The sequence below is a fragment of the Pseudomonas sp. PS02303 genome, assembly GCF_029959925.1.
GTDB lineage: Bacteria > Pseudomonadota > Gammaproteobacteria > Pseudomonadales > Pseudomonadaceae > Aquipseudomonas > Aquipseudomonas mandelii.
Genome location: NZ_JASCOM010000021.1, coordinates 1 through 17,186, shown reverse-complemented (window position 1 = coordinate 17,186; position 17,186 = coordinate 1). Strand labels below are relative to the sequence as shown.

Annotated in this window: 17 protein-coding genes; 3 read left to right on the top strand and 14 right to left on the bottom strand. The window is 58.2% G+C overall.

Going from position 1 to position 17,186, the window contains the following annotated elements; all coding sequences use genetic code 11:
• Positions 1-9: 9 nt before the first annotated feature.
• From QMX98_RS08300 to QMX98_RS08290, 3 genes are read right to left on the bottom strand one after another with little or no spacing between them, the layout of a single operon-like run.
• Positions 10-720: an SDR family oxidoreductase gene (locus QMX98_RS08300; RefSeq protein WP_282410540.1), complete on the bottom strand. Its 711-nt coding sequence runs from the start codon at positions 718-720 to the stop codon at positions 10-12.
• Positions 721-763: 43 nt separating this feature from the next.
• Positions 764-1,420, bottom strand: coding sequence for a DsbA family oxidoreductase (locus tag QMX98_RS08295; RefSeq protein WP_154502626.1), 657 nt, complete (start codon positions 1,418-1,420; stop codon positions 764-766).
• Positions 1,417-1,638 carry a 4-oxalocrotonate tautomerase family protein gene (locus tag QMX98_RS08290; protein WP_010464654.1) on the bottom strand — a complete coding sequence of 74 codons (222 nt, stop codon included), beginning with the start codon at positions 1,636-1,638 and terminating at the stop codon, positions 1,417-1,419. The genes QMX98_RS08295 and QMX98_RS08290 overlap by 4 nt, the downstream gene beginning before the upstream one ends.
• 739 nt (positions 1,639-2,377) lie before the next feature.
• Here QMX98_RS08290 and QMX98_RS08285 point away from each other — a divergent pair.
• On the top strand, positions 2,378-2,671 hold the full coding sequence (locus QMX98_RS08285) for a DUF3077 domain-containing protein (protein ID WP_077747527.1): 294 nt from the start codon (positions 2,378-2,380) through the stop codon (positions 2,669-2,671).
• 56 nt (positions 2,672-2,727) lie between these two features.
• Here QMX98_RS08285 and QMX98_RS08280 read toward each other — a convergent pair whose 3' ends face one another.
• The 5 genes from QMX98_RS08280 to QMX98_RS08260 all read right to left on the bottom strand — a co-directional run bounded on the left by QMX98_RS08280 (position 2,728) and on the right by QMX98_RS08260 (position 8,844).
• A complete protein-coding gene (locus tag QMX98_RS08280) occupies positions 2,728-4,341 on the bottom strand; it encodes a Fic family protein (protein WP_282410539.1) in 1,614 nt (537 codons plus the stop codon).
• Positions 4,342-4,717: 376 nt separating this feature from the next.
• Positions 4,718-5,491, bottom strand: a complete 774-nt coding sequence (locus QMX98_RS08275) for a DeoR/GlpR family DNA-binding transcription regulator (protein ID WP_282410538.1) — start codon at positions 5,489-5,491, stop codon at positions 4,718-4,720.
• Positions 5,492-5,546: 55 nt separating this feature from the next.
• Positions 5,547-6,548, bottom strand: a complete 1,002-nt coding sequence (gene pdxA, locus QMX98_RS08270) for a 4-hydroxythreonine-4-phosphate dehydrogenase PdxA (RefSeq protein WP_102593442.1) — start codon at positions 6,546-6,548, stop codon at positions 5,547-5,549.
• A gap of 5 nt (positions 6,549-6,553) precedes the next feature.
• On the bottom strand, positions 6,554-7,834 hold the full coding sequence (locus QMX98_RS08265; RefSeq protein ID WP_282410537.1) for a four-carbon acid sugar kinase family protein: 1,281 nt from the start codon (positions 7,832-7,834) through the stop codon (positions 6,554-6,556).
• On the bottom strand, positions 7,831-8,844 hold the full coding sequence (locus QMX98_RS08260; RefSeq protein ID WP_077747522.1) for a 2-keto-3-deoxygluconate permease: 1,014 nt from the start codon (positions 8,842-8,844) through the stop codon (positions 7,831-7,833). The genes QMX98_RS08265 and QMX98_RS08260 overlap by 4 nt, the downstream gene beginning before the upstream one ends.
• Before the next feature lie 476 nt (positions 8,845-9,320).
• Between QMX98_RS08260 and QMX98_RS08255 the strand changes: the two genes are divergently transcribed.
• Positions 9,321-10,247: a LysR family transcriptional regulator gene (locus QMX98_RS08255; protein ID WP_042932449.1), complete on the top strand. Its 927-nt coding sequence runs from the start codon at positions 9,321-9,323 to the stop codon at positions 10,245-10,247.
• On the opposite strand, the gene QMX98_RS08250 is transcribed toward QMX98_RS08255, so the two are convergent.
• The 6 genes from QMX98_RS08250 to QMX98_RS08225 all read right to left on the bottom strand — a co-directional run bounded on the left by QMX98_RS08250 (position 10,164) and on the right by QMX98_RS08225 (position 14,748).
• Positions 10,164-10,481, bottom strand: a complete 318-nt coding sequence (locus QMX98_RS08250; protein ID WP_010464672.1) for an AzlD domain-containing protein — start codon at positions 10,479-10,481, stop codon at positions 10,164-10,166. The two genes, QMX98_RS08255 and QMX98_RS08250, sit on opposite strands and share 84 nt — an antisense overlap.
• Entirely contained in the window at positions 10,460-11,176 is a 717-nt protein-coding gene (locus tag QMX98_RS08245) for an AzlC family ABC transporter permease (RefSeq protein ID WP_010464674.1), read from the bottom strand. Before QMX98_RS08245 ends, QMX98_RS08250 begins: the two co-directional genes overlap by 22 nt.
• Positions 11,173-11,586 (bottom strand): GNAT family N-acetyltransferase, encoded by a 414-nt coding sequence (locus tag QMX98_RS08240; RefSeq protein WP_169857613.1) that lies wholly within the window; start codon positions 11,584-11,586, stop codon positions 11,173-11,175. The genes QMX98_RS08245 and QMX98_RS08240 overlap by 4 nt, the downstream gene beginning before the upstream one ends.
• 46 nt (positions 11,587-11,632) lie before the next feature.
• A complete protein-coding gene (locus QMX98_RS08235; RefSeq protein ID WP_102593439.1) occupies positions 11,633-12,382 on the bottom strand; it encodes a 2OG-Fe dioxygenase family protein in 750 nt (249 codons plus the stop codon).
• A gap of 231 nt (positions 12,383-12,613) precedes the next feature.
• Positions 12,614-13,900 carry an OprD family porin gene (locus tag QMX98_RS08230; RefSeq protein WP_010464680.1) on the bottom strand — a complete coding sequence of 429 codons (1,287 nt, stop codon included), beginning with the start codon at positions 13,898-13,900 and terminating at the stop codon, positions 12,614-12,616.
• A gap of 233 nt (positions 13,901-14,133) precedes the next feature.
• A complete protein-coding gene (locus tag QMX98_RS08225; RefSeq protein WP_282410536.1) occupies positions 14,134-14,748 on the bottom strand; it encodes a DsbA family protein in 615 nt (204 codons plus the stop codon).
• Positions 14,749-15,002: 254 nt separating this feature from the next.
• On the opposite strand from QMX98_RS08225, the gene QMX98_RS08220 reads away from it, so the two are divergent.
• The gene (locus QMX98_RS08220; protein WP_282410535.1) at positions 15,003-17,096 is read left to right on the top strand and encodes a TonB-dependent siderophore receptor; all 2,094 of its coding nucleotides are present in this window, start codon (positions 15,003-15,005) and stop codon (positions 17,094-17,096) included.
• The last annotated feature ends 90 nt before the right edge of the window (positions 17,097-17,186 follow it).

Below are 17,186 nucleotides of genomic sequence, written 5' to 3'. Positions count from 1 at the left end.
AAAGAGGTCTTAGTGACCGGCGCTCTGACCGCCATCGACGTGCAGGATTTCGCCAGTGACGAAGTTGGCGTTGTCCAGATACACAACCGCCTGAGCGATGTCGTTGATTTCGCCCATGTGGCCGACCGGGTGCAGACTGCCCAGCGCTGCATGGGTTTCCTCACCATGCATCGGGGTCTTGATGATGCCAGGGGAAACCGCGTTCACCCGAATCCCGCGCTTGGCGTACTCAATCGCCAAGGACTTGGTCGCAGAGTTCAAACCACCCTTAGTCAGCGAGGCCAATACCGACGGCACACCGTCAATTGCGTGGTCTGTCAGGCTGGTGGTGATGTTGACGACGTGGCCTTTGCCTTGCTTTTCCATCTCGTTGATCGCGAGTTGGGTGATGTAGAAGAAGCCGTTCAGGTTCACCGACAGCACGTTGGCGTAGTCTTCGGCGGTGTACGCGGTGAACGGTTTGGCGATGAAGATGCCGGCGTTGTTGACCAGGGTATCGATGCGGCCAAAACGTGCGATGGCTTCACGGATGACTTGTTGTGCGACTTCCGGGTTGCCGATGTCGCCCGCCACGGTGAGGATGTCCGGATCGCTGGACGGTTTGATCGAACGCGAAGTGGCGACAACTTTGTAATCCAGATCGCGGAAGGCTTTGACCATGCCGGCGCCCAGGCCTTGGGATGCACCAGTGATAACGATGACTTTTTTCGAATTGCTCATGATGAACCTCTACTAATAAATAATGGTTTGAATAAGTAAGTAATCAGGCTTCGGCGGGGGCCTTGGCCATTTGTCTCAACATTTGTTCGTAGTACTCGACCGACTGCGAACCGGACACCAGGTGGCGACCGTTCAGCACCATGGCCGGGACCGAGTTGATGCCGTGCTGGCGGTAAAACGCTTCAAGCTCACGCACTTCTTTGGCAAATGCGCCGGACGCCAACACCTCTTGAGCCGCCGCCGCATCCAGTCCCGCTTCAGCAGCCAGACTCACCAACGTCTCGCGATCGCTCGGGTTCTGGCCGTCGGTGAAGTAAGCGCGCAACAGGATTTTCTTGAGTACGACCTGCCGCCCTTCCTGCAACGCCCACAACAGCAGCCGATGCGCATCAAACGTGTTGTAGAAGTGAGTGCGCTTGTCCAGATCGAACTTGAACCCCAGGGCAGCGCCACGTTCGATCTGCATCGCTTTGCCAGCGGCGACGTCTGCGGCGGTGCGTCCATATTTGCGCATCAAATGCTCGACCGCTTTTTCGCCGACTGCCGGCATGTCCGGGTTCAGTTCGAAAGGCTTGTAGGTCAGCTCCACCGCAATCTCACCGGCCACGTTCTCGATTGCTTGCTCCAGCGCCGTCGCACCCAATGCACACCACGGGCACACCACGTCGGAGATGAAATCGATGGAGACGGACGCGGTCATGACTTGCCCTCCGCCTCAGCCAGTTGCTTGCGGTACTTAGTGGTACTGATGCCGGCGTAGCCCCAGTTATCGGTGTCGACCTCTTCGATCACGATGTGGGTCAGGTGCGGATCCTTCTTCAGGACGCGTTCCAGGGTTTCAGTGATTTCGGCGATCACCTGAGCTTTCTGCTCAGAGGTAACGCCATCGCGGGTGATGCGTACGCTTACGAAAGGCATGAGGAATCTCCAAGTGACCTTCCCTTCGGAATGAATGGGTCGGCGTTGGAGTTCAATGTATGGAGTTCGCTGGAGGGGATAAAGGTGGGGGCGGGAACATCATTAGTTACTTGGTGTAATGATTGTCTCGATGGAAGACGCTAAAACTGTTTGCGTCGAAAATGATTAATCGGCCAACTTCCATTTACAGCAACATTTAGATATCGCCAAAAAATGGCTGGGGAAGTGGAGCTGTCGATAGTCACTGATGGCTCCCAAAAGCCGAGCATCGAAGAGAATGAGGCGCGCATCAGTCGGGGCGCGGCTCACTCACGGATTCCCAAACCTCAGGGCCGGTGAAGCACTGAAACTCTCACCCCACGCCACCACCTAGCCACGATTGCGCATCCGCCCCCCTCAAGCTACCTTCAACCCGTCGCTGCCAATTCAGCGACCGGGCCTGATAACCCGAGTAAGATACAGGCGCACAAGCGCCCATAATCACGATTGTTGGCGTTTTTTTGTGCCTGCATTTCCGTGTAATGGCGGCTGTGCGTGGGAGACCTTCGGGTCTGCCGGGTTCCTGTATCTCCGGTTTATCAGCCCGCGCACAGCTGCCACCCATTCGCCTGATAACGAACGTGGTAGCTCAAACTTTGATTCAGGAGTTTTTGCTAATGCCCGCTATCGATCCGTCCAAAATTTGCGTTCCCGCTTCACTGGTCACCACCCACCACCGCCCAAAAACCGGAGGTGCCCAATGACCAACCCTAAAGACCTTAAAACCATCGGCCTCACCCCTTTCTCCTACCACGCCAACGAACCGCTCTTCCGCATCAACGCCGGCGTCCCGGTCATTGCAGCCCTCTCCCACGCCTCCGATCTGCTCCACGTCGCCAAACTGCTCGCGTCAGACGCGGCCATGGTTCGCGACACCGACCGGCACGCCTGGGCATCGCATTATTTGCAGGATATGAGCAAGGCGATCATTGATGATGTGGTGAAGGTGTTGGACGCGCCATGTAACAACCGAGCCAGTAACGTCGCGCCATAAACAAATCGCACGCATGAAAAAGCCCCGAATCAATCGGGGCTTTTTGCGTAAGTCGGTCATCGACCCACTGGCTGATTCGGGTGGTATCGATCACTCACGCTACTGTCTATCGGCTCCTCCCCCCGAACCGACTGAGCCACCGCTTCGATAATCGCGGCCCAAATATCCGGCCTTGCCAGCACAGGCATTTCCTTTGCCAACACGTTGCTCAGCTTCCCTTCGTTTTGCTCTATGGATCGCAAGAGCCGATCAGCCTGGTGATCAGGCATTTCAACGACTTCCTTGATTGCCTGTCTGGCCCTTATGTGGCTGCGCAAATACCGCGACTCTTCACGCATCTGTTCGGTGATGGTGCGGCGAATGACGTTAGACATGAAAACAACGTGTGGCCCCAGGTTCGGATAGCGCCACACCGGGCGGGCCTGATCCTGGCCTGTGAATTCAATATTCGAGACCACGCCATCAGGGTATTGCGTACGCGTATTGGCGAATGCTACCTGGTCTCGTATGCCCTGCATGAGCGGTTTTGAAACCTGATCCAGCACGCTGTCATATAGACGCCGCTCAGCAGAGTCGTCGGTGATAACAGCTGAAATCGGAAGAATCACCGGGTCTGGAATGGCTCCATCACGACGCAAAATGTCGTTGATCAGGAAGCGATGGACCCGGCCGTTGCCATCAGCCAGCGGATGGATATAGACGAAAGCGAACGCTGCTACCGCGCTGCGCATGACCGGGGATTGCCCTTGAGTACGATTCAGAAAGACGCGGATGCCTTCCAACATCCGCTCCAGATCGCCTTCCGGGGGAGCGACGTAATGGACAATCTCCTGATAACGGACAGTTTCGCCAACAAACACCGGAGATTGCCGAATCCCCATACGTGTCAGTGTGGTCACTGCGCCAAGGATTTCTTCTTGCATCTCAGCCAGTGCAGCATCGGTGAGCGGCAGTTCGCCCTGACCGGTTCGTCGCGCCAATACATCTGCGAAACGCTGGATACGCGTAGAACGATCCGCCTCCCCTTCAATGGCGAAGCTGGCTTTGCTTTCCCTGAGCGTCATCCATGCGGCGGCGCGCAGCAGAAGCGCTTCGCCAAATTCGGCGGTCAGTTGACCAAAGAGGTGAGGCACATCGAGGTCCGCTGCTGACTGGACTGCTGCTGTCTTGACGACGACTGGGCAGAAATAGCGCGTGCCTGGCAGGTTGTCACTCACTCGCCAACGCGGCACCTTCACCGCCTCTTCGGGTGAAGCCGCCACCAACAGATCGGCGTTGATGGCGTCGACATACTTACCGCCGATGGGTTCTGGCGCCTGCAACTGCTCGCCAGTGAGCCACTCAAACAAGAACGCTGACCTGCGGGCATATTGGCCGGTGGGCTCGTCATTCAACCAGCCTTGTAACGGTGCAGGACCCACCTTGGTAAACAGTCTGGTCAAGAACTCAAGGTTCGGGACTTCATGCCGCAGGTGAAATTGCAGATGGGATGAAAAGTCCGGATCGGGGCGCATGTTTTCCGTATAGGTCTCAAGACGAAAACCGTCTTCGACCTGAGTTGACCGTCGGCTACCGACCTGACTTAACACGGGTAGCCGTGCCATCGGCCGCACGTCGAATGTCGTCGCTAGCCAAGCCGCCCCGATGGGGTCTACGGGAAACTCGCTCACGTCACACTCCTTTTAAATCCTCGGCCAAATCAAACCGCCATAAATGGAGATTAACGATCAAAATCAGGTTTTGCTGCATAAAAATGATTATTTTTTGGGACTAATGCATAAAAACGAACATTTAGAGCACTTAAAATTGAGCTCTACCAATGGAATTGGTGCTCCGTCGAACTGACCTCAAACGCATAAAAACGATTTTACTTGCTCAAAAACGATCATAAGTCTGGCTTTTTGCACAAAACCGTTTCGAAACCGGACAATTTCACTGAACCCCTCACACGCTGAAACCCGAAACGTCGCTGCCTTTTCATCCAAAAAAAAGCCCCGAATCGGTCGAGGCATTTTTTTGGTTTTGGTCATTTCAGTAGGGATGCAATCAAGCGACGATCACGGTTTGCACAGTGATCTGCTTCAGCGCATAAAACGGCGCAAGTGCTGCTTCATCCGCGGTGGAGCCGGTAATCAACCGCCACTCCCGCTCAATCGGCGTCCAATGCTGCTGTCGGGCGCGCCCCAACTTGTCAGTGTCCGCGAGGACAACAATCTGCGCCGCCCGTTTGATGATGCACTCCTTCAAATAAGCCTGCTGCGCACTCGCCTCACACAACCCAAACTCCGCAACCACACCATCAGCCCCCAGAAACGCCTTGTCGACACTCAACCGACTCAACGTCAGCTCCGCCAGCGGCCCCAACGTGCTCATGCTCGAACCGCGCAGATCGCCGCCGATCAACGTCAACCGAATACCCGGCGCATTGGCCAAGGTCATTACGGCGAGCAAATTGTTGGTCACCACATGCACGTCTTGTCGCGAACACAGATGATGGGCCAGTGCGGCGCACGTGGTGCCGCCGTCGAGCAGGACGGTATCGCCATCCTGAACGTGGGCCGCCGCTGCCTGGGCGATGGCATCTTTCTGCTCCCACTGCGATGTCTTGCGCTCTTCAAGCGAAGCTTCCGGTTCGTGAACGCCTACAACTGAAGTGGCGCCGCCATAGGTCCGCACCAGATGCCGCTGTTTGGCGAGCATGGTCAGGTCGCGTCGCACCGTGGCTTCCGAGACTCCGAGTGCCGCGCTCAATTGCTCGACATTGGCATCGCCAATGCGTACGAGATCGAGGATGGCGCGGTGGCGTTCGGAGGCTTTCATGGCGGGTCTCGTTGTGGGGACGGTGGTCGATCTTACACGACCGAGCCCCTGCGCCTCATCCCCGTCGCGTGGCAAGCTCGGCGCCCTGGCGCAGTGCTTCGAGCAGGCTGCGTTCATCGGCGATGCCTTTACCGGCGATGTCGAACGCGGTGCCGTGGTCGACCGAGGTACGGATCACGTCCAGGCCGACGGTGACGTTCACGCCGGCTTCCAGGCCGAGCACTTTGACCGGGCCGTGGCCTTGGTCGTGATACATCGCCACCACCAGGTCGAAGTCACCGCGACCGGCGCGGAAGAACAGGGTGTCAGCGGGCAGCGGGCCGGTGACGTCGAGGCCGCGTTCTTGCAGCAGCTTCACCGCAGGGATGATTTTTTCCTCTTCTTCGCCATAACCGAACAGTCCGTTTTCACCGGCATGGGGGTTGATCCCGCAAACACCAATTCGCGGGCGAGCAATGCCGGCCTTGATCAGTGTCGCGTTGCCGCGCTCGATGGTGCGCTGGACCAGGCCCGGTTCGATCTTGCGGATCGCGTCGATGATGCCGATGTGGGTCGTGACGTGAATCACCCGCAACTGCGGCGCCACGAGCATCATCGAGACTTCGTCGACGTTGGTCAGGTGCGCGAGCATTTCGGTGTGGCCGGGGTATTTGTGGCCGCCGGCGTGCAGCGCTTCCTTGTTCAGCGGTGCGGTGCAGATCGCGTCGATCTGGCTGGCCTCGGCGAGTTGCACGGCGCGGGCGATGTATTGATAAGCAGCGTCACCGGCGATGGGCGACAACTCGCCGAACGGCAGGTCGTCGGGGATCAGGTTAAGGTCGATGCAGTCAATGGTGCCGGCTTCGTACAAGGCTTGGGAGGCGTCCTCGATGCGGCGCACTTTGGCACTTCCGCCGACTATGACGTTGGCCTGTTCGAGGCGACGGGCATCGCCGATCACCAGCGGCCGGCATTGTTGGTAGACGATGTCGTGAGTCAGGCTCTTGACGATGATTTCCGGGCCGACACCCGTGGCGTCGCCCATGGTGATGCCGATGATGGGGAGGTAATTGCTCATAGTGTTCATTCGAGTCCTTGGATTCGTGTGCGTTGGGGCGGGGAGCGATCGGCGCTGTCGCTCAGGTGTTGCCATGCCGCATATAAGGCGTTGTCGGTACCGAACGCGCCGGCCTTGGTAACGATGCCGGGACGATGGCCCTGGCGGGAAACGGTCGGGCGGGCGAAGGCGACGCCGGCTTCGATTTCGGTCAGCAGTTGCAGGCTGTCGATGCCGACGGTGGTCAATATGGCCCGCGCCGTCTCGCCGCCCGTGGCGATCAGGCCGCCGACCTTGGCGAAGTGCGGTTCGACCAGCACGGCGAGCATGGTCGAGAGTTGCGCGCCCTCTTGGGGATCGAACGCTTGATCGCGGCCGATGCGCAGCAGCAGGTCACTCCAGCCGTCCAGTTGCTCGCCAATGCGCGTTTGCCAGAGCGACCAATCGCCGTGGGTTGTACCCTGACGAAGGACTTCAGGCGGTATAACCAGTTCGCTGACGCCGCCACGCTCTTTGAGCCGCTCGCATTGCCGCTCGCAGACGCCGGAGAGGCTGCCGACAAGGATCAGAATCGGCGCCTGGCTTTTTTCGAGGGCCGCAGGTTCGACAGCCGTGAACTGTGCTTCGGATAAATCAGGAAGACTGGCGATTTCCCGTGCCAGACCACCCGAACCGATCCAGAACAGCGGCTGATCCATCGACGCGGTCAAGCGAGCGAGGGTCAGCAGGTCGTCTTCGGTCTGCGCATCGACGATCAGCGCCTGCGTGCCATTGCCGGCAATTTCAGCAATGTGCCGCTCGAGCGCTTTTTCGTTGCCGCGCAAGGTGTCGAGGTCGAGCTTCGCGGTGCTCAGGCCTGCGGCAATCAGCATCGCTTCGACATCAGCCGGACGGTCGGCGTTTTCCAGTTTCCAGGTGTCGGTGGTTTCCAGCGGCTGGCCGTTGACGAACACGCGACCGCCGCGCAACGTGCGCCCGGTGGCCGGGAACGCCGGGGCGACGATGGCCAGGCCGGCCAACGGTTGCAGGGCGGCAACCTCAGCCGCCCAGTTGCCGCGCAGCGTCGAATCGATTTTTTTGTACAGCCGTTGCCCGGGTTTGTGCAGCGCTTTGAATGCCGCGACCGTGCGCTCGGCAGCCCGTGCGGGTGGGAGGCGCCGAGTGTCCGTATCCGCGGCAATCACTTGAGCGTCAGCCTCGTCATTCAGGGGGTCGAGGGTAACGACCGTTTGCATCCCCACGCCGGCAAAGCCGATGGCGCAATCTGCCGCGCCGGACAGATCGTCAGCGATGATCAGAATCCTCATCGCAAAGCCTCCTGCTTTTGAGGTTCGATCCCCGGTTCAGGTATGACGACAGGATTGCGCTGCTGCACGCGTTTGGCGACGGCAGCGGTGAGTAACGGCGCGAGGATCGCGGTGACCACGACGCAGGCGGCTACCAGTATGGTCGCGCTCTTGGCCGCTTCGGCGTACACCGGGTTGGCTGCCGCAATCAGCGCAGGGACGGCGGCGGCATTCCCGGCGGTGGTGGCTGCGGCAACACCCGCGACGCCCGTGCCACCGGTCAAACGATCGGCGAAGAACAGCGGAATGCCGGTCAGCACAACCACCGCAACGCCCATGCCGAGACCCAGCAAACCGGCCTGCCAGACGTTATGCAAGTCCAGGCTGGCGCCGAGTGCAAGGGCAAAAAACGGGATCATCACCGGGACGGCCTTGGCCAGAAAGTCGCGCATGTCACGGTCGAGGTTTCCCAGCAACATACCGAGGGCCAGTGGCAGGATGCTGCCCACCAGCGTCGGCCAAGGGAAAGCCGACAGGCCGGCGATGCCCAAGGTGACCATGGTCAGAAAAGGCCCGGACTCCAGGGACATGACCGAATAGGCGCCGACGTCTTCGGATCGACCGTATTGCCCCATCAGCGCCATGTACAAGCCGCCATTGGTGTCGTTCATCGCGGCGACGACCGCCAGCGTTGAAATGCCGGCGAAGAGGCCAGACGAGATCGGCTGCTCGCCGAGAAAATGCCCGAGCACAATGCCGATAAGCACGGCGATGCCGACTTTGGTGATAAGCAGCGTGCCGCCTTTCTTCAGCAGATAAGGCGTGGCCTTGATATTGATGCTCGCGCCCATGCAGACGTAGAACACCGCGAGGATGGGTAACGCCCCGGTGAACAGCGCATTGGTGAAAGAGCCGAAAAACTTCGGTGTGTCAGGAAGGAATGTAGCCACCAGTGAGCCAATCAGCAGCGGGACAATCATCATGCCGCCAGGGATGCGTTCAATGGTGCGCTTGATAGGAATTTGGGCCACGAGGGTCTCCTTTTATAATTGTTTGGTAAGACGTACTTCACCTCGAAACTGACTGATTCGATCATTTGGTGATTGAGTCAGTCAAAATAATCTTAGGCTTTCGATCTTAATTGCGCAAATCAATCATTCAAATGATCGTTTTGATCATTTATGGAGGAAACCTGTTTTTTCAAAAATACCTTTGCCAGCCACCTCAGTAGCCGCCCCCCATATACAGAAAAGCGGCAAGGTCGCGCATTCACACACCCCAAAAAAAATGCCCAAACCTCCCGGCCTGAGCATTTTTTTGACCCTGATCACCCAACATTCCCAAAAAACCTCGACTCTATGTAAGCCTCCAACCATCGGACGCAGCATCAATTCGCTACTAAACTCGGGACAAGCGTGTTCAGGTGCAGGATTATAGCCAGCACGTATCGCCCAACCGGCGGCCAGGTACTCAACAATAGCCAGCCCACTTTAGAGGGCATTACCCAATGGATAGCAGAACCCTACGCAACCTCATGCGCATTGTTCAGACCGGCTCATTGTCGGCGGCGGCAGAGCATTCCTGTTTAACCGTGCAGGCGTTGGCCGCGCAGTTGAACAAGGTCGAAGAACAGTTCGGTTTTCGGTTGTTTCGTCGCTCCAACAAGGGGTTGACCCTGACCACGCAGGGCACGGAACTCACGCCTTACATGGACAAGGTGTTGGTTGCCACGCGGCAACTGGAAGAAAAAGTCGCCGCGTTGAAGGTGCCTGGGCAGCGCACGCTCAAGGTAGCGCTGAACACGACGCTGTCGGCTGACTTCAATCGGCGAATGATCGGACGCCTGATTGAGGTGTTTCCCGACTATCAGCTGGAATTCAGCTACGCCGAGTCGATGGAAAACCTCAGCAAGCTGAAGAACGAAGACTTTGACCTGGCGGTGCTGATTGGTCCGCAGAAGCCGGGATTGCCCAGCATCATCCTGCCCGAGGTCCAGGTGCAGGTGGTTGGTGCGCATTGCGGTCAGGAACATGATCCGCTGGTGCTGCTCGGCAACAAGTTTCAGGTGCGTCCGGCAGACGATTGTCCGTATTCCCACAGCTTCTTGCGCTTTCTCGACGCGGGTCTGGGCAATTACGAGTCGGGCAAGCGGATGGTCTATTCGTGCAGCGAAACCCTGACGCTGTCTTTGATCACCCAGATGGACGGCCTTGGCATGGTTTCGCGGGATGCAGCCCAGCGCAATGGCCTGACGATTTTCCCCGGCTTCGAGGATGCCCTTGAAGTGCGGCTGGCGATCAATAATCCTGAGTTGTCGGGCCAGGCTTTGCACGATGTGGTCGACCTCCCGCTACATGAACGAGCCGAGCGCAATGTACGCAGCCGTTCCCACCGCAACGGAGAGAAAGAGGTTTTTGCTGAAATACGCACATAACAACGTCGGAATCGCGGCATAAAATTCCGGGCGATCGAGCTGCACGTGCTGATCCTTGATCAACAACGGCGTGAGGCTGATTGCAGCGACGATCGCCACCGGCAGGTATTCCAGCGCCCGGGCGACGAAGGGCGGCCAATGGTCAGTGTTCACTTGCAGCGGCAATGCGCGCGGCAGGAAGGTCACGGCCATCATCAGCACAACGACCAGAATCAGGAACGTTTGGTCAGGCATACGCCCACCCCGCAGCCCACAAATGTGGCGATGAATACGTTGAAGGGCGAGCTGCCGACCAGGCTCAGCACGCCCATGCAGGCGACGGCGGCCAGTGCGGCGATGAGTTTGTTACGCGTGTTGCACAGCGACACCAGCACGTAGAGCATCATCGCGGTCAACGCGTAGTCGAGCTGATACTGGATCAAGTGCGCCGCATACTGCGCGCAAATCGCCCCCAGCAAACCGCCGAGCACCCATGAGGTGTGGCAATACAGATTGAAACCGATCAGGTAACGCACGTTGACGGGCGAGCCTTTGCCCAGTTTGACGCTGTGAAAAGCGAATGACTCATCGGTCAGCCCACCCGCGTAACACCAGCGCTCCATTCGGCTGAGGCCCATCGCCTGCAACGCCTTGGCCATGTAGACCGACATCAGCATGTGCCGCGCGTTGATCAGAAACGTGGTGAGGATGATGGTGGTCAGCGACGCACCGCTGGAAATCAGCGCGAGGGCGGCGAACTGCGAAGCGCCGGCATACACGAACAGGCACATGGCGACCGGCAACCACACAGGCAACCCGGCATTCACCGCCATCAAACCGAACACAAACGACACCGTGAAGTAACCCGCAACCACCGGGCTGGCTTCAGCGAAGGTGCGCGAAGCGTGCGGCTCGACCATCAGCGGCTGGCTGCTGGACGTCTCATTCATAGGTCCCTCTCAAATGTTCTTTCGCCCCGCGGCTCGCAAAAACCCTGGGCACTCCAGAAGCGCTGGCCGGCAAGGTTAGCATCGTCGACAAACAGGAACATCCGCAGCACGCCCACGCGCTTCATGTCTGACGACGCTGCTTCAACCAGGCGTTGACCGACGCCTTGGCTGCGGTAATCCGGGCTCACGGCGAGGTGGTTGATCGTGCCGCGACTGCCGAGCATTCCGCCCAACACCGCGCCGACGATTTCGCCGCTGACGTCCAGTGCGATAAACGCGGTGGTGGTCTTCTGCACCAGCACACTGCGCAGGCATTTGGCGTCCTGCCATTCACAGAAAGACACTTCTTCGAATTGCCGAAAGAAGCGTTCCAGGCGCTGTGCATCCTTGGCCGTGGTGCGCCGCAGCATCACCGGTGCGGGGCACTCGGCGAGGCTGGTCACGGTGTTGTACTGTTCAGCGAACAATGTCGAAAGCGGTCCCGGGCCGCGAGAAAGAGATCGCCAGAATCTGCCGGTACGCCATGTCGTGAGAATGGGTATTGCGTGCCGGTGTCACGTAGTGACGCATGTCGCGATCGAGAAAGTAGGTGGTGTCGAGGATTTCCTGATACGTCGTCGAGGCCAGGTGCTCCTGGTTTTCCGTGTCGTACAAACGGCTCTCTGCCCCTTCAACGTTATTGCGTCCCCAGAAGTGCACGCCGCTGAACGGATAACCGTCGCAGTGAATACCTTCCGGGGTGATTTCCAGTTGTTTGCCGGGCTTGATCTCGATGCGGATCTGATGAATCTGGCATTGCCAGATTTCGTCGTGCAACTCAGGTGGCAAAACGTTTTTGTACACTTCGAAGTCGGTGTCGATCAGGCTGCGCATCACCGGCGAACTGATGATTTCATCAGAGAAGTCCTGGAAGTGCCGAACCATCCCGCCAACGTAACTGTTGTTCGCCTTGGACTGAACATAGGCGCGGTGTTCCAGCTGCTTCAGATCGCGCGTGACCGGGTTGTACTCGAAATCGCTGTAGCGACGGTAGCGCATGCCCGCCTCGGACTGTCCGTAGTAACTGTCCGGCTCCATGTTTTCCCAGCTATTGGTCAATCTGACGAAATCGTTGAAATGACCGAAAAGATTGAAGTCAGCACCCCGGACGTTCGCATATTTGTCACGCCGTAGAAATTCGCCCACTTCTTTGTTCAAAACGATCATTTTAAAAATCTCCGTGCATTTAGCTGCCTAATCTAGAGAGCACAGGATTTACGTCCATGAGAAAGAATTTGAGGCATATCAAGCGCTGCTTGAAACGGAGCATGACGTTGCTTTAGTTTGACTTTTTACGATCGAAAATGGCCTTTTTATGCGTTTTTCAACGGTTCTCAGGCGAAAAAAACCCCGAGCCAGTCGGGGTTCTTTAGTGAGTGTTGAACACTCAGTCGATCATCAGAAGATGTTGATCGGGTAATCCACGAACACACGCACTTCGTTACCGCTGACGTTGTACTCGCTGGATTTCTGCGAGACACGCAGGATCGAGCTGCGCAGTTTCACGCTCAGGTCTTTGGCCGGGCCGCTTTGCACGACGTACTTGAACTGGTTGAAGATTTCACGCTCGGTGCCGCCTTCGCTGGTGGACGTGGTGATGTTGTCACCGCGCACGTAGGCGAAGTTGTAGCTCAGGCCAGGAACGCCGAATGCGGTGAAGTCCAGGCCGTAGCCCAACTGCCAGCTGCGCTCGTCTTCGGCGTTGAAGTCAGACCAGTAGGAGTTCGCCAGGTAGATGGTGTTGCCGCCGTCGCCGACACGACCTTGGTCCTTCTGGTAACCGCCGTAGGCGTAGCCCAGATTGCTGTCGCCGGTGCTGCGCTGGTGCGCGAGGGTGAACGAGTGCGGGCCGGTGGCGAAGGTCGCCGCCAGGCTCCAGATTTTGTTGTCGTCGCCGGTGGCGCCGCTTTCGCGGACGTAGGAATCATCCAGCTTGGTGCGATAGCCGTTGAAGTCCAGGGTCAGGGACTGATCCTTGTCGATCGGGAACACGTAGTTGGCGTTCACGTATTGCTTCTTCAACACGTCTTCAACGTCGGATGCGTACAGCGCCGCCTTGAATTGTTCGGTGAACTGGTAGCTACCGCCCAACACGTTGATCGACTTCAGGCCACCACTGTCACGGCCTTCAGCGCTTTTGCGCGATTCGGCGGTGAAGCGACCGGCGTTCAGCTCCAGGCCTTTGATCTCCTTGGAGGTGATCAAGGTGCCGGTGTAGCTTTCCGGCAGCAGGCGCGAGTTGTCGTAGCTCAGCACCGGCAGGGCCGGCATCTGGTCGCCGTAGGTCAGCGTGGTGCTGGAGACACGGAATTTGACTGCTGCACCGCCTTTGGACAAGTCGTCAGCCGCGTTGCCGCTGTCGCCCTTTTTAAAGAAGTCGATGCCTTGTGCGCCGGTGCGACCCTTGCCGCCATCCAGACGCAGTGCGTACAGACCGAAAGCATCCACACCGACACCGACGGTGCCTTGGGTGAAGCCGGACGAGAACGTGCCGATGGCCGCTTGGCCCCATTCGGCTTTGTCCGCACGACCGTCTTTGTAATCACGATTGATGTAGGCGTTGCGCAGCAGCACTTTGAGGCTGCTGTCTTCAACAAACCCCTTGGATTCGGCCTGGTCGTTAGCCATGGCCTGTGTAGCGCTCAACATCCCCAGAGCGATCAAGCTGATTCGCTTATTCAACATTTTGTTTTTTTCCTTATTACCGGTTGATACGCGCTGTGTCGAACGGCTGAAACGGCGCTATCGCACTCTTTTTTCACCCCAAAACAAAAAGGCCCGCCCACGAAGAAATCGTGGCGGGCCTTTTTATTATTTTATGAGTCATGGCGGTTAGCCACAGGCGTTGGGCGCGATCGTAGCCGCGCCCAGAAGGCTGTGTCAATTTGATGAATCGTCTATCCATAGGCGAAAAACATCTAAGCGGACGGAGCAAGCCAGGACGCGAACGCTTGCGGCTTACCAAGCCAAGGGCTGATATCGACCACCGTGAAATGACCATTTTGCTCCAACGCCAAGGTCGGAAAACCTTGACCACCGACACGGGCCAGCAATGCGCGGCTGTCCTTGATGTGGCGATCCGAGTCGGTGCTTATGAAGGCTGACGCAAAGGCATCAGGCTCAAGACCAATCTCTTTTGCCAGCTCAAATAACACCGCCTCATCGGCAATCCGCCTCCCTTCCACGTAATGGGCGGTTTGCAAACGCCCCAGCAACTCAAGCCCACGGCCGGCGATGTGTTCGGCGGCCAGCACCGCAGCGATTGGCGGGGTGGAATCGAACACCGCCGTGTCGTCGCGTAGCAAACCTTCGAAATACGCTTCGCCAAATGGCTGGCCGGTGTACTCGGCGATTCGGCGGTCGTGGGGCATCACATAGTTGCGCAATTGTGGCGAAACGGCTTTGCGGTTGGCACCGCTCATCATGCCGCCACCGTGGGCGATCACCGGCAACACGCCTTGAGCGGCGTGCACCAGCGGTTTGGCGCCGTAGCACCAGCCGCACAAAGGGTCGTAGATGTAGTGAAGGATCATGGAAAGACTCCGGCAATCAATCAGGGAAACTCAGTGCCGGCAGACTAATCCTCGGACCGTTGCGGAAAAACGCTGGAATGGCGTTCAGTCTGTTTCATGAATCGGTCGAATAGCCTCGCCAAGCCTCTGTAGCAATCTCGACACAACTTGAAACAATCGAACAACGAAGCTTTTCAAGAATAATTAACGGAAGTAAATAACAAGCATTACCATTCGCACCCTCGAATTCTTCTACCCTTTCGGATGCGCTTCAGATGCCTGCCCCCTTCCGCCTTATGCCCGTCACCCTTGGGTTTTCTGCTTTTCTGTCTGCCGGATTCACTTGCGCCGCGACCACCGTTTTACCCGAAACCTCGATCAGTGCCGAAGCGGAGGCCGACGATCCGCGAGTAAAGGAAACCAGCACCGCCACCCGGACTGCGACTCCGGTGCGCTACGTGCCACAAGCCATCGACTCGATTAAAACCTCGAACGTCTCGGATTACGGCACCAATGATCTGGGCACTGCATTGAGCGGCATCCCCAACGTCAGCAGCGGTGCAGACACCCGTTTCGACAGCCTGCGCATCCGCGGTTTCGATGCGAGCAACGACTTCTACCTCGATGGCATTCGTGACGACAGCCAATACGTGCGCGACTTGCACAACATCGAGCGTATCGAAGTCCTCAAAGGGCCGGCCGCAGTGTTATATGGGCGTGGCAGCCAGGGCGGGATCGTCAACCGGGTCAGCAAACTGCCCGAGTTCGGCCGCCGTTCGACCATCGAAGCCCAGGGCGGCAGCGATGATTTACGCAGCCTTTATGCCGACCTCAGCACCGATCCGTCCGAGAACATCAGCCTGCGCCTGAACATGGGCAACATGGATCAGAACAGCTTTCGCGAGGGTGTCAGCGGCAACCGCCAACTGTTCGCGCCGTCCATGAGCTGGCAATTGACGCCGGACCTGAACTGGTTGGTGCAATACGAATACAGCCGTTACAACCGCACGCCGGATCGCGGTATTCCTGGCGTAAACGGGCGCCCGGCAGACGTAGGACGCGATACGACCTACGGCAGCGAGCACGATTTCATCGACGACAAGTCGCAATCCCTGCGTTCCAAACTCAGCTATGAACTGAGCGACAACTGGCAGCTGCGCCACACCCTGGGCGTGTTCAAGCTCGACAGCGATTTCGACAACACGTACCTGACCGGTTACACCCCGGCCACCAACAAGGTCACGCGTCAGCATTGGCAGCAAGACCTGACCACCCGCAATGTCTACAACAACGTCGAACTGGAGGGAGGTTTCGACACCTTCGGCCTGGAGCATCGCCTGCTGACCGGCATCGAGATCGGCAGCCAGCGCCGCGATCCGACCCTTTACAACGCGGCCACTTCCGGGCCGGGCAGCTCGCCGGTGCCGGCGCTGGACCTGTACAACCCGAATCGCGATCTGCGGCATACCGGCCGCATGCAGGTGTCCAGCGACAACCACACCGAAGTCGAAAGCCGTGCGGTGTACGTGCAGGATCAATTGCGTCTGAACGATCAATGGCAACTGCTGGCCGGTTTGCGCTACGACACGTTCGACATCGAATCGACCAACAAGCTGCGCGACATTTCCGAAGACCGAGACAGCCACAGCACAAGCCCGCGTGTAGGCCTGGTCTGGACGCCGCTGCAGAATCATTCCTTCTATGCCTCCTGGACCAAGACGTTCTCGCCAGTGGGCGGCGGCTTGATCGGCATCACGCCCGGCGCGGCCGGTAACAGCAACGACTTGAGCCCGGAGCTGACCAAGCAGAAGGAAATCGGCGTGAAGAGCGACTGGCTCGACGACCGCCTGAGCACCACCCTGGCAATCTACGAACTGGAACTCTACAACCGCCGCACCAGCGATCCCCTCAACCCGACCGTCACCTTGCTCTCGGGCTTGCAACGTTCCCGCGGGATCGAGCTGACCGGCACCGGTAAAATTGCCGGCAACTGGTACGTGCGCGGTGGCGTGAGCGTACAGGACGCGACGGTCGAGAAGGACAACAACGGCTTTGAAGGCAAACGCATCAGCAACGTGGCCAAGCACAACGGCAGTCTGTTCCTGACCTGGAAACCGGAAATGGGCTGGTATGCGGAAACCGGGTTGACCCTGGTCGGCCAGCGTTACGCCGATAACCTCAACACCGTCGTGCTGCCGGGTTATGGCCGTTGGGATGCACTGGCCGGATTCCGGCAGAAGGATTGGGACTTGCGTGCGGCACTGAACAACATCAGCGACAAGACCTATTACTCGTCGGCCACCAGCGCCGCGCAGATTCAACCCGGCGAACCGCGCAGCCTGGTGGTGACGGGGACCTACAGCTTCTAAACACTGCTGATGTGTTCCCACCAATCACCTGTAGGAGCGAGCCTGCTCGCGATGGCGGCGGGTCAGTCAACGTTAATGTGACTGCCAGGC